Origin of the sequence: Bacillus sp. NP247, assembly GCF_018966865.1 — a bacterium.
Classification (GTDB): Bacteria; Bacillota; Bacilli; order Bacillales; family Bacillaceae_G; genus Bacillus_A.
This window is the reverse complement of sequence record NZ_CP076653.1, coordinates 2412909-2425481: the sequence shown is the minus strand read 5'-3', so window position 1 is coordinate 2425481 and position 12573 is coordinate 2412909. Positions and strand designations below refer to the sequence as shown.

13 protein-coding genes are annotated in these 12573 nt (G+C 37.3%); 11 read left to right on the top strand and 2 right to left on the bottom strand.

Annotated features, from left to right (window positions below):
• Nucleotides 1-42: 42 nt before the first annotated feature.
• The 7 genes from KPL75_RS12855 to KPL75_RS12825 all read left to right on the top strand — a co-directional run bounded on the left by KPL75_RS12855 (nucleotide 43) and on the right by KPL75_RS12825 (nucleotide 7424).
• The gene (locus KPL75_RS12855) at nucleotides 43-873 is read left to right on the top strand and encodes an SGNH/GDSL hydrolase family protein (protein WP_219920905.1); all 831 of its coding nucleotides are present in this window, start codon (nucleotides 43-45) and stop codon (nucleotides 871-873) included.
• 90 nt (nucleotides 874-963) lie between these two features.
• A complete protein-coding gene (galE, locus tag KPL75_RS12850; RefSeq protein WP_219920904.1) occupies nucleotides 964-1956 on the top strand; it encodes a UDP-glucose 4-epimerase GalE in 993 nt (330 codons plus the stop codon).
• 120 nt (nucleotides 1957-2076) lie between these two features.
• Complete coding sequence (locus KPL75_RS12845) at nucleotides 2077-2748, top strand: response regulator transcription factor (RefSeq protein ID WP_002198808.1); 672 nt, start codon at nucleotides 2077-2079, stop codon at nucleotides 2746-2748.
• A gap of 11 nt (nucleotides 2749-2759) precedes the next feature.
• On the top strand, nucleotides 2760-4190 hold the full coding sequence (locus KPL75_RS12840) for a HAMP domain-containing sensor histidine kinase (protein ID WP_219920903.1): 1431 nt from the start codon (nucleotides 2760-2762) through the stop codon (nucleotides 4188-4190).
• Nucleotides 4191-4256: 66 nt separating this feature from the next.
• Nucleotides 4257-5039: a DUF3919 family protein gene (locus KPL75_RS12835; RefSeq protein WP_219920902.1), complete on the top strand. Its 783-nt coding sequence runs from the start codon at nucleotides 4257-4259 to the stop codon at nucleotides 5037-5039.
• Nucleotides 5036-6070: an ABC transporter substrate-binding protein gene (locus KPL75_RS12830; protein ID WP_219920901.1), complete on the top strand. Its 1035-nt coding sequence runs from the start codon at nucleotides 5036-5038 to the stop codon at nucleotides 6068-6070. The genes KPL75_RS12835 and KPL75_RS12830 overlap by 4 nt, the downstream gene beginning before the upstream one ends.
• Nucleotides 6071-6089: 19 nt before the next feature.
• Nucleotides 6090-7424, top strand: coding sequence for an MFS transporter (locus KPL75_RS12825; RefSeq protein WP_219920900.1), 1335 nt, complete (start codon nucleotides 6090-6092; stop codon nucleotides 7422-7424).
• A gap of 142 nt (nucleotides 7425-7566) precedes the next feature.
• On the opposite strand, the gene KPL75_RS12820 is transcribed toward KPL75_RS12825, so the two are convergent.
• Nucleotides 7567-8079 carry a DUF3278 domain-containing protein gene (locus tag KPL75_RS12820; RefSeq protein WP_219920899.1) on the bottom strand — a complete coding sequence of 171 codons (513 nt, stop codon included), beginning with the start codon at nucleotides 8077-8079 and terminating at the stop codon, nucleotides 7567-7569.
• Nucleotides 8080-8271 carry a helix-turn-helix transcriptional regulator gene (locus KPL75_RS12815; protein WP_002089683.1) on the bottom strand — a complete coding sequence of 64 codons (192 nt, stop codon included), beginning with the start codon at nucleotides 8269-8271 and terminating at the stop codon, nucleotides 8080-8082.
• A gap of 408 nt (nucleotides 8272-8679) precedes the next feature.
• Here KPL75_RS12815 and KPL75_RS12810 point away from each other — a divergent pair, with 408 nt between their 5' ends.
• From KPL75_RS12810 to KPL75_RS12795, 4 genes are all read left to right on the top strand, one after another.
• Nucleotides 8680-9864, top strand: a complete 1185-nt coding sequence (locus KPL75_RS12810) for an efflux RND transporter periplasmic adaptor subunit (RefSeq protein ID WP_219920898.1) — start codon at nucleotides 8680-8682, stop codon at nucleotides 9862-9864.
• Nucleotides 9861-10541 carry an ABC transporter ATP-binding protein gene (locus KPL75_RS12805; RefSeq protein WP_002144795.1) on the top strand — a complete coding sequence of 227 codons (681 nt, stop codon included), beginning with the start codon at nucleotides 9861-9863 and terminating at the stop codon, nucleotides 10539-10541. Before KPL75_RS12810 ends, KPL75_RS12805 begins: the two co-directional genes overlap by 4 nt.
• Nucleotides 10538-11740 (top strand): ABC transporter permease, encoded by a 1203-nt coding sequence (locus KPL75_RS12800; protein WP_016096513.1) that lies wholly within the window; start codon nucleotides 10538-10540, stop codon nucleotides 11738-11740. Before KPL75_RS12805 ends, KPL75_RS12800 begins: the two co-directional genes overlap by 4 nt.
• 125 nt (nucleotides 11741-11865) lie before the next feature.
• Complete coding sequence (locus KPL75_RS12795; RefSeq protein WP_003192860.1) at nucleotides 11866-12546, top strand: YknW family membrane protein; 681 nt, start codon at nucleotides 11866-11868, stop codon at nucleotides 12544-12546.
• Nucleotides 12547-12573: the final 27 nt, after the last annotated feature.

Genomic DNA, 12573 nt, shown 5'->3' with positions numbered 1-12573 from the left:
ATTAGTATTATATATTGTGAGATTAATAGATGAGGTGAATCGATGAATAAGAAAGCAGTACTTGTCCTATTTATTTTTGTATTGTTTGTCGCTTCGATTGTGAGCGGTAAACTATATTGGAATAAGAAGATTGCGAATGCGACGGGACAGACAAGTGAAGTAACGAAAACAAAGGCTGAAGTGAAAGATAGCGGAGCGAAGAAGGAAGAGAAAAAAGAAGAGAAAAAACAAGATGCAAAGTTATCTTTTAATGAAGCATACGCAAAGAACTTGCCAGATGCAGTGAAAGAGAAGTTAAAGAAGGCTGCTCAGGATAAAAAGGCAGTAAATCTTGTTATTGTTGGTGATGAAGCTTCTTCATCTGAAAAAGATGCTTGGGTAGCTAAGTTCACTGCTAATTTAGAGGCTTCTTACGGTAAAGGTTTATGGAATGTGACGGTAAAGGAATATAAGGGTGAAAGTACAGAGGAATTAATCACGAATAAACGTGATAAAGAGATTGCTAAAGAAAATCCAGATGTAATTTTATTTGAGCCACCATTTATTACTGATAACGGAAAAACTGGTAATGGAAATTCTGTAGCGAGTACACAGAAGTTTGTACAGGCACTTTCTACTAGTGCAAAAGGCGCTACAATTATGATTCAACCATCAAACCCAGTGTATGGTGCGAAGAATTATCCGAAAGCGATTGAAGCATTAAAACAATTTGCGACGCAAAATGGTTATACATATGTTGATCATTGGGGAGCATGGCCGGATGCAACAACGAAAGCAATTTTACCTTACTTACAAACAGAGTTCGGTTTCCCAAGTGCTAAAGGGCATGAAGTTTGGGCGCAGTACGTAACGGATTATTTTGTAGCTAAGTAATAAAGAATACACAAAAGGTATACGAGCAATCGTATACCTTTTATAATAAGAAAGTGAGTACGAAATCCTAATATATGTAGGAGGAAGACAATGAATTCAATTCTAATCTGCGGCGGAGCTGGCTATATCGGTTCTCACGCTGTTAAAAAACTAGTGGATGAAGGTTTATCTGTAGTAGTAGTAGATAACTTACAAACTGGTCATGAAGATGCAATTACGGAAGGTGCGAAGTTTTATAATGGTGACCTTCGTGATAAAGCATTTTTAAGAGATGTTTTTAAACAAGAAAGTATCGAGGCGGTTATGCATTTTGCAGCTGATTCTTTAGTTGGAGTTAGTATGGAGAAGCCTCTTCAATATTATAATAATAATGTGTATGGTGCACTTTGCTTGCTAGAAGTAATGGATGAGTTTAAAGTAGATAAGTTTATTTTCTCTTCTACTGCGGCGACTTATGGTGAGGTAGATGTAGACCTTATTACTGAGGAAACGATGACAAATCCGACGAATACATACGGAGAGACGAAGTTAGCAATCGAGAAGATGCTTCATTGGTATAGCCAATCTTCTAATTTACGTTATAAGATTTTCAGATACTTTAATGTGGCTGGTGCAACTCCAAGTGGCATTATTGGGGAAGATCACCGTCCAGAGACACATTTAATCCCTCTTGTTTTACAAGTGGCGTTAGGTCAACGTGAGAAGATTATGATGTTCGGTGATGATTATAATACACCAGATGGTACTTGTATCCGTGATTATATTCATGTTGAAGATTTAGTGGCAGCTCATTTCTTAGGACTTAAAGACCTACAAAATGGCGGAGAAAGTGATTTCTACAACTTAGGAAATGGTAATGGTTTCAGTGTGAAAGAAATCGTTGATGCAGTTCGTGAAGTTACGAATCATGAAATTCCGGCAGAGGTAGCACCGCGTCGTGCAGGAGATCCAGCGCGTTTAGTTGCTTCTTCTCAGAAAGCGAAAGAGAAGTTAGGGTGGAATCCTGAGTATGTAAATGTGAAGACAATTATCGAGCATGCGTGGGATTGGCATCAAAAACAACCGAATGGATATGCTAAATAAATATAATAAGTGAAAGAGAGGGTATCGTCGACAAAATATGTTCGACAATACCCTCTCTTTTTTTATATGATTTTTGCTATACTAAACTGTACTATAATACAGGATGGAAGGAGGAGAATGATGAAAATACTTGTAGTAGATGATGAATCGAGTATTCGTAATTTGATTCGGATGCAGTTAGAGATGGAAGGGTATGAAGTATTGACGGCGGCTGATGGGAGAGAAGCTTTAGAGAGATGGAATGAGCAGCCAGATGTACTTATTTTAGATGTGATGCTTCCTGATACGGATGGGTATGAGTTATTACGTTTATTCCGGGAGAAGGATCGTGATATTCCGGTGCTTATGTTGACAGCGAAGAGTCAGATGAATGATAAGTTGCTTGGTCTTCAGCTTGGAGCTGATGATTATGTGACGAAGCCTTTTAATTATGCGGAGCTTATTCTTCGGGTGAAGAATATGAGCCGGCGTGTGAAGAAGGAGGAGGCAACTGTAAGTCATGAAGTAATTCGCGCAGGTGAGTTAGTGATTTGTCCAAAGGAACGAAAGGTTCATGTCAGCGGACAGGAGATTCAGTTAACGTACCGAGAGTTTAATTTATGTCAGTTGTTTGTTTCGAATCCGCAGCGTGTGTTCATGAGAGATGAGTTGCTTGAGAAAGTATGGGGTTTTGAGTATATCGGAAATACGAGAGCGGTTGATATTATGGTGCAGAGGCTTCGAAAGAAACTTGGTTCGAACGGGGAGTATATTAAGACAATTTATGGCGTTGGCTATAAGATAGATTGTTAAGTGGTGATGATATGTCTTTAAAACGAAATATGGTGTTTGGAATAGTTGGGTTGTTGATTCCAATTCTTGTTCTTTTGTATGCGGTTGTTTATATTGCACTGGAGAAGAATGTGTATCATAATGCGGCAGATTCCTTAGAAAAGTTAAGTGTGGAAGCGCAAATTTATACGATGAATTATTTAGAGAAGGAAGCAGAGGTGGAGACGCTAGGTCCTAATTCGCTTTTAATTGCTTCGTATTTAGCGAAGCGAATGGATGTCCGGGTACAGATGATTGGGAAGAATGGGGATGTTGTTGCAGATACACAAAAAGGGGCGTTACTTCATCGGAATATTGACATTGGGAGTTCTTTGAAGGGAAAGAAATCTTATGTTTTCGAGGAGGGAGACCCAGCTCCAATTCTTTTGTTTTCAAGTCCGGTTTATTATGGAAACGATGTCATTGGTAGTATTCGTTTTATAAATGAGTTAACGGATGAGAAGGAAGTTTTAACAAATGTGAGTTGGACATTTTTAATGACGTCTCTTTGTTTAGTGGCTGCTGGTATTTTCTTTGCGATTCGTTTGGCGAAGTCTCTTCATAAGCCGATTGATCAGTTAAGGCAAATGGCACACCGGCTTGCGAATGGAGATTATGAAAGTAAGATTGAGCTGAATGAGTATGTGGAAATTGCGCAGCTTTCAGCGTCCTTTAATGCGATGGCTGATGGGATTGAGCTGCATATTAAGCAGCTCAAGGAAGAGAAAGAGAAACAGAAAGATTTCTTGGACCGCATTACGCATGAGCTGAAAACACCGCTAACAGCAATTATCGGTTATGTAGATTTAATTCCGAAGTTACAGTCGAAGGAAGATGTGCAGGAGAGCCTCCGTTATGTGTCTGTAGAAAGTGAGCGTCTATTATCACTTGTAGAGGAATTACTTAAGTCTTCAAAGTACGGGACGAGTACGTTTGAAGTGTCACCTACAGTCGTGAATATTAAAGAATTGGCAGAAGAAGCAATTTCGATTGTGAAACTCAGGTTGCAGCAGTTTGAAATTGAAGTTATGAATGAGTTAACGGAAGTACACGTCGTTGCGGATTTTGATAAGACGAAGCAAATTTTCTTGAATGTGCTTGATAATGCGATTAAATATAGTGATGCTACGCAAGTTCGTATGAATGTAATTATAAATGAGCAGGAAGCGAAAGTTTTTGTTCATGATGATGGTATTGGTATGGATGAAGGTGTGCTTGCAGAATGGAATGAGTCTCCGGAAGGTAAGGTGCTTCCTTCTAGTTACGGGAATGGCTATGGCTTATACATTTGTCAGGAGATTATGAAGAAGCAAGGCGGAAGTATGCGGATTGAGAGTAGTGAAGAGATGGGAACTACAATATGTATTACATTTTTACTTCCGAGACGGATGGAAGACATAAAAAACTTGAAAGCGGTTAAATGATACATTTATGAAACAATTATGCGGTATTTTCGAAACAACGTTTTTTTATCTTGGAGGTAGGCAGAAATGAAAAGGCTATCATTTCAAATTCTTATGTTTGTCTTTTGTATGATCGTTTCTCTTATTTTGTTTTATGTTATTGAGAAGCAAATATATAATCGAATCACAATTGTGGATGACAAACAAGCCGTTTTACAAAGAGTGAATGAATCCCTTCCTACTGAAGTGAAAGTAAGGCATGAGAAGTGGGGAGAAATTGTTGTAACGGATGAAGTTCGTTTGCATACGATTGTTTCATTCTTTGACCGAATTCGAATAGAGCCGAGAGAAGCTAAGAATCAAGAACAAGTATTTACTGGAGAAGTAACGTACTTGAATGGACATAAACGTACTTTTGCAGTAGGTGACTTGTTCCAGTATGAGGCTAATGTATACGGAAAGAATGGTACGGATCCGATGATCTCAGCATTGCAAACGTATTTGTTAAGTCTGTATTATACACCAGAGCGCATTAGTAATTTCTTTGCGGAGGCAAAGGAAGTTGTAGTGAGGCAAGGGGATGTAATACGTACTATAGATCTTACGCAAATATTTGATTCTATTCGATACGCAAAGCAAATTACAGATTACGGAGAAATTCAGAAATTATTACAATCACAGAATGAGCCGATTGCTTATATTACTGCCTATAAAACAGGCAAGCGTGTAAAGAATGAGCGGGAGGATATTCTAACTATTTCTGTGTATCCATCGTACTTTGTTGTGCAATATCTCGGTGATAATAACGGGAATGTCATGTATATGAAGGGCTCCCTAGCAGAATTCCTTGTAAAGGAGAGTGTGTCATGAGAAATATAGCCTTTTTCTTTTTTTTGCTAGTAATCGGAGGAGCGATGTCTAGTTGCTCTCGAGATACAACCTCTATTAAATATAATAAAAGTGGTCTCCCTATTTTGGATGATCGTCATCTTGTTGCGTATGTGGCGGCCCGCGAGGAAGTTGGTGAAGCTTTGCTTTCATCATTTTGTAAACAACGCGGGTGTACATATGAATTTATTCGCCTATCGACAGAAGAGCTTCTTCGGAGAGTAGAAGAGGAAGCTGGAAATCCGAAAGCGGATATTATTATTGGCGGTACAGTAGATGCGCATCAAATGATGAAGCAAAAGAACCTTTCTATTCCTGTTACGACCCAGCATGCGAACCGTATTTCAAAGTCTGTTAAAGATAAAGATGGTTATTGGTACGGTTATGAAGTGGAGAAACTAGCAATTGCGATTAATAAAGAGCGGTGGAATGAAGAAATAGCACCGCTCGGTCTTCCATATCCATCAAGGTGGCAAGATTTATTAGATCCGTTATATACGGGTAAGATTGCAATGCCTGATCCAAATGTTTCTGGCACAGCATATACGTTGTTTCAATCACTTATTGATACTTTAGGTGAAGAAGAAGCGAAAGAGTATGTTAAGAATCTTGCAAGGCAAGTTGGTGAAGTAACGGTGAATGGTTATATGCCCGCAGAACTGGTTGCGAGCGGTGAATATATGATAGGCATCAATTTTGCGGGAGATCAGAGAATGCTTCAGAAACAAGGCTTTCCTATTGTAAGTAATGAACCTGAGCAAACAGGTTTGTCTGTCAATGCGATTTCAAAACTAAAACGTGCACCGAGTGGTATTATTGCGGATTTATTTATTGATTATTGCTTATCAGAAGAAGCGGGGCACATTTTAGAAAAAGTTTCGTTTGGCGTACCAACGATGTTTGCGAAGAATCAGAAAGAGATAGAAGGTCAGCCAGTTAGAAGGACGAACAAAAATATATCAAATAGTGGGATAATCGAGATATGGAATAGACAGCGTCTCTCTCAAAAGTGAGAAAAGGAGACGAGAGTATATGTTTAAATGGCTTAAGCCAGCACCTGCAATTGAGAGATTACCAGCGGATATGATCGCTAAAGTATATACATTACTGCGTATTCGTGTACTAATTGGAATTTCAGTTGGATATGCTGCTTATTATTTAGTGCGCAGTAACTTTACGTTATCAAGTACGTATTTAGTACAAGAATATGGTTTTAGTACAGCTGAAATTGGATTACTAGGTTCAGTAATGGCAATTGTTTATGGATTTAGTAAGTTCTTTATGGGGAATTTATCAGATAAAGCTTTCGCCCAGCGTTTTATCGCAGTCGGATTATTCTTATCAGGGCTTGTAAATATTTGTTTCGGTTTTGCATCTTCATTTGGGATGATTGTTACATTACTTGTTCTGAACGGTATTGTACAAGGTATGGGAGCACCACCTTGTAGTATCGTTATGACGAAATGGTTCTCGAAGAAAGAACGTGGTACAAAAACAGGTATTTGGAATATTTCACATAACGTTGGCGGAATGCTAGTGCCGCCCCTTGTCGGAATTGGTGTAGGTATTTTCGGTGAAAATAATTGGCAGGGCGGAGTATTTATTTTCCCAGCGATTATCGCAATGGCAATTTCAGTTCTTGTTTGGATTAATGCGAAGGATACACCAGAGTCTGAAGGTCTGCCTCCAATTGATGAGTATCGTAATGACTATGAAAATCTTGAAAAAGCAGATAACGCTAGCAAGATGTCGCCAAAAGAAATTTTAATGAAATACGTAGTGAAAAATAAATTTGTATGGTTCTTATGTATTGCGAATGCATTTGTTTATTTAATTCGTTTCGGTGTTATTAACTGGGTTCCACTTTATTTAACGACAGTTAAAGGTTTTTCAAAAAATGAAGCACATGCAGCATACGCAATCTTTGAAGGTATGGCAATTCCAAGTTCATTAATTGTTGGTCTTTTAAGTGATAAATTATTTAAAGGGAAACGTATGCCATTGTGTATTATTAGTATGGTTGGAGTTGTTATTGGTACGGTTGTATATTGGCAAGCAACTAGCGTACTTGTTGTAAGTATTGCAGTTTCTATTATCGGATGTTTAATTTACGTACCACAGTTCTTAATCGGTTTAAGTGCGATGGAATTAGTACCGAAATTTGCAGTAGGTACGACAGTTGGTATGTGTGGTCTGTTCGGTTATGTAGGTGGAAGTCTTGTAGCAAACGCAGCAATTGGTGTTATTGTTGATCGTTCTGGCTGGGATGGTTGCTTTATCTTACTATTAACAGGTGCAATTTTATCAACAGTCTTCTTGTTCATCGTTCAACGTGGGCATGAGAGAAAAGCTCCTAAAGTGGCGTAATAGTTTATTCGGGAAAGCGATCCAATCATTATTTTGGATCGCTTTTTTATAATCGAAAGGACGACCATATGTAAAATTAAAGTTTTATGTGTAAATCGCTTATATATTAAATAGTACTTTCAGTTACTGAGGGGCTAGTTACTTAATATAATTTTTTTAGATTTAATAAACCGACTATATACATGGATAGACCAAAAAATCCGCCACCACAGCAGTAAAGCACAACATTAAATAAAGAAATCGAGATTTCTTCTGAGCCTAAATAGGGAAGGATATAATTCATAAAAACAAACATTTGGAAGCCCCAAAGTACACCTGCTTTTAAGCCAGCTTTTCTTAATGTTTTTTTATGTTTTAAATACTCTTCTTCTGTTGCACACTCAGTATCATTTAGGCCCTTCTTTTTCAATTTAAAGATTAAATAATTAGCATAAATCATATTAATAAGAAAAATAAATATAGTGCCTATAGATATTGTATGGTTCATAGTATCGACGAGTAACATAATAAGCATTACCAACATATTTAACCACCATAAACCAATTCCAGCTATAGCTAATTCTTTATTGATTTCTTGTTTTTGATACTCATCTCTTTCACTAATTGTTCCAATAAAATTATTATATACTTTTTCTTTCCATTCAATTTTCATCATTTAATCTCCCTCCCAAAATAGGCTGTTTAAATCTGTTTTTAACGCTTTTGCTAATTCGATACATAAAGCTAAAGAAGGATTATATTTATTGTTTTCAATTAAGTTTATTGTCTGTCTAGCCACATTAACTTTTTTAGCTAATTCTAGCTGAGATAGGCCTTCAGATTTTCGATAGTTTTTAACGTTATTCAAATATAAACCTCCTATTAATAGTTGTAGGCTTGTGTATCAAAATGTCATTTATATGTGACATTTTATACTTGAATAAGTAAAATGTCAAATATATATGACAAAAATGAAGGTGATGCAATTAGGAAAATCATTTTAAATAACTCAGCTTGGTAGAAAGTCCGTTAATATAGGAGGGCTTATATTCAATGTAGAATACTTGCAAATTCAATTTAAAGTGGCCTTTATCTTTTCCTTAAATCTATCTTAAAAGATAAGATGTCATATTTCTAATCATTGGTATTTTTGTTACAATATAAATGAATGTGTAAAACTTTGTAAAAAGAATGTAATAATATGTAATTTGTTTTCAGAAAGTTTTGTACAATCCGATTGTTTATTAAACTATTAAGTTATAAAGGGAGAGAGACTATGTTACCAAATACGGTTCGTACTCCAAACAAGAAGAAGAAATGGATTATCATCGGAGTTATTGCACTAATTGTTATTGTAGCAGCAGTTAATATTTTTGTTATGCAAGGTAAGAAGAAAGGTACGGCGAAGACAGATGCTGTAAGTTTTGAGAAAGTGACAGAGCGTAAGCTTAATAATACGAAATTAATTTCTGGTCAAGTGAAGCCAGGAAATATTGAAAGTTTCTATGCGGATCCGACTAAAGGAAAAGTGAAAGATATTGCGGTGAAAGAAGGACAAGAAGTAGAAAAAGGAACGAAATTATTCTCTTATGATAATGAAGAAATTAATCTTCAAATGAAGCAAGCTGATCTTGATCAGAAGATGGCTGATATGCGCTACGATCAAGGGAAAAAGAAGATTGATTCGTTGAAGAAAGAAATTAAGAAGGTAAAAGATAGTGGGGCTGGGAAAGAAGTAACAGACCCAATGGAAGAGCAAGTAAGTGAGTTAGAAATGGCGCAAAAGACAACTGACCTTGAGAAAGAAAAAGGGAAGTTACAAAAAGAAGAGTTAAGTAAAAAACAGAAAGAACTTACGATTTATAGTAATTTTACTGGTGTTGTACAGAAGTTAGATAAGGATGCAGCGCAAAGTTCATCTCAGGCATTAGGTGGCCAAGGGAAAGCATTCTTGCAAGTTGCTTCTAAAGATCCGTTCCAAGTTCAAGGGACTTTAACAGAGCTTCAAAAATCACAAATTCAAAAAGATCAAACGTTCACTGTAACTGCGAAAGCAAATAATAAGAAAAAGTGGACAGGTAAGATTACGGAAGTAAGTGAATTCCCAACGAGTGCAGAGATGGCTCAAGCTGCTGGTGAGGGAACTCAAAATATGTCTCAATATACATATAAAGCAAGTCTTGATAGCCAAGATGGTTTATCTCCAGGTTATCACGTTTCGCTGCAAGTAAATTTAGAGAATAAGACGATGATCGCTGTTCCAAGTAAGAGCATTGTAGAAAAAGGCGAAGATGCATTTGTTTATATCGAAGAAAAAGGAAAGCTTCGTAAACAAAATGTGAAAAAAGGTGCTACTGATGGAGATTGGACAGAGATTGTTGAAGGCGCAACAGTGGGGCAAAAGGTGGTTAAAAATCCTTCCGACAACGTGTATGACGGAATGGAAGTGAAAGAGAAATGATTACGTTAAATAATATTTCTAAAACGTATTATCAAGGGAAGTTGGCAGTGCCAATTTTACATGGTATTAGTTTAACGATTCAAAGCGGTGAGTTTATTTCGATTATGGGACCGTCTGGTTCTGGTAAATCAACGCTTATGAATATTATCGGTTGTTTAGATCGTCCAACAGAGGGCGAATATATGCTGAATGATGTGAATATCTTAACAGCAGACGAGTCAAAACTAGCTTTAATTCGTAATGAATATATCGGCTTTGTATTCCAGCACTTTAATTTATTACCGCGTCTTTCCGCAGTGGAAAACGTTGAACTTCCGCTCATCTATGGTGGGGTGAAGAAAGCAGAGCGTCGTCAAAGAGCTCTTGAAGCGCTGGGGAAAGTTGGATTATCAGATAGAGTACACCATTTACCTAGTGAGTTATCAGGTGGACAGAAGCAACGTGTAGCGATTGCAAGATCGATTGCAAATAATCCAACGTTCATTATGGCCGATGAGCCGACAGGTGCTCTTGATACGAAGTCTGGTGCACAAGTTATGGACATTTTCACGAAGCTAAATGCAGAAGGTACGACAATCGTTATGGTTACGCATGAAGAAGAGGTAGCAGCTTATTCTTCTCGTCGCATCGTATTGCGAGATGGGAAAATTACAGAAGATAGAAGGTGTGCAGTATGAGTTTACTAGATAGTATAAAAATTGCCCTATCTTCTATCCTAGCTCATAAACTGCGTTCAGCTCTTACGATGCTCGGTATTATTATCGGTGTTGGTTCTATTATTACCGTCGTTGCAATTGGGCAAGGCGGAGAAGCGATGCTGAAGTCAAAATTCGCAGGTTCTGGTGGTAATAACCTTATGCCAATTCAATTTAAACCAGATATTAATGATGAGTTTGCTATAGGTGGATTTCAAATGCCGAAGTTAACTGAAGAGGATATTTTGGAAGTAAAACAAGTGAAAGATGTTTCACACGTTATTACGACAAACCAGAATTCAGAGGTGCTTGATGTAAATGATAAAAAAGCAAATCTGAATGTTATTGGTCTTGATAATGAATATTTTGCAGTTAATAAAGTAAAGGTCGTAAAGGGACGTACTTTAAATGAATCAGATATTTCTCATGCAAATAACGTTGTGATGATTAGTACAAAAACAGAAGAGACGTTATTTAAGGACGTAAACCCAGTTGGACAAATTATTGAGATGAAGGGGCAGCCAATGCAAATTATTGGTGTGTATACATCTGATAATGAGTTTATGGGCTTTGAAATGGAAGAAGCGCTAATTCCCCTTACTTTATGGCCTGTTTTATACGGAACAGATGAGATTCAAAGTATAGCAATTCAATCTAAAAATGTAGACAATTTAGAATCAGCAGGGAAACAAGCTGTTGATGTATTAAATAGTCGTAAGCCAAGTGAAATTCCAGGTAAATATGAACTGGTGAATTTAAAAGAGTTCCAAGAAAATGTTTCTAAAGTTACTAATATCATGACGATGATCATCGGTGGTATCGCTGGTATTTCATTAGTCGTTGGTGGTATCGGTGTAATGAACATCATGCTCGTATCTGTAACAGAGCGTACACGTGAAATTGGGGTGCGTAAGGCACTTGGAGCAACACGTAGTAAAATTTTATTACAGTTTTTAATTGAAGCAGTTATGTTAACGCTTCTAGGTGGTTTAATCGGAATTGGTCTTGGGTATGGCGGGGCATATATCGTTTCCACATTTGCGAAGTGGCCACCGCTCGTTTCATGGGAAGTTGTCGTTGGAGGCGTGTTGTTCTCTATGACACTAGGTATTATTTTCGGATTAATTCCAGCGAACAAAGCTGCGAAGTTAGATCCGATTGAAGCACTTCGTTATGAGTAGATTATTAGTGTAGTAGAGAAGTTCTCTACTACAAGTTACCGTTCTAGTGGGCGGTTCGTAGCCTCTTGCATGAGGATGTGAACCGCCCGTTAGAACGGGTTATATAAATAGAGGGAGGCGTTATAATGGAAGCGAATATTAATACGCAAGATGTAGGTTCGAAAAAGCCATCATTATTTGGAATGATTACATCTCCAGGTGTGCAGTTTGAGAGAATGAAAACGAAAAGTCCGGTTTGGGGGGCATTTTTCCTGTTTGCTATACTTGGGACAATCACGGCAGCGGTAGTAGCTTATTTAGCGTTAGTTAATACCCCGGAGTTGGCAAAAGAGCTTAAGGGCGATTCAGCAGGTATGGTTAAAGGGTTTACTCTTGGAGGGGGAGCGATTTTTGGTTTCCTTGGAACAATTGTTGGTTTGTTTATTGTAGCTGGATTTTATAAGGTTATTATGATGTTCATGAGTAATGATACACCGTATATGAAGATATTATCTATTTATTTATATGCAAATATTGTTTATTATCTTGGTGGTATTCTAAATGCAGTGCTAGGTTTTATTCTTGGTGGAACTGGTACTGATAAATATACAAGTTTAGCGCCTTTATTTGATCAGGGAACGATTGCTTATGGTATTGGTTCTGCGTTTGAAGTGTTTAACATTTGGAGCTTGATCTTAACTGGTTTAGGCTTGCATATCGTTGCCGGTTTAAGTAAAAAACAGGCAATAATTTTAATTTCTATATTCTTTATCCTTACAATTGGATTTAGTATGTTAGGCGGTATGTTCTCTGGCTTTGGTAAGTAATATGTTATTTTGAAAAGGTGACTCTTC